Genomic DNA, 247 nt, shown 5'->3' on the forward strand with positions numbered 1-247 from the left:
GTGCGGATCTCGGTGTTGTACTTCTGCACCGCCAGAATAAAGTCGCGACGCGCCACGGCAATGCGGTTTTCCGTGCCTTCGAGTTGCGATTGCAGAGCGAGGAAGTTCTGGTTGGCCTTCAGATCCGGGTAGCGCTCGGAGACCACCATCAAGCGGCTCAATGCGCCGGTCAATTGATCCTGCGCCTGCTGGAACTGCTTGAGTTTCTCGGGGTTGTCGAGGGTGCTGGCATCGACCTGAATCGAGG

1 protein-coding gene is annotated in these 247 nt (G+C 58.7%); it reads right to left on the bottom strand.

What is annotated here, in order from left to right; translation table 11 throughout:
• On the bottom strand, positions 1-247 hold a 247-nt coding region (locus AAEY83_RS17595), incomplete at both ends, for a LemA family protein (protein ID WP_351061257.1).

It is taken from the genome of Psychrobacter sp. TB20-MNA-CIBAN-0197, from assembly GCF_040309765.1.
GTDB classification, from domain to species: Bacteria; Pseudomonadota; Gammaproteobacteria; order Pseudomonadales; family Moraxellaceae; genus Psychrobacter; species Psychrobacter submarinus.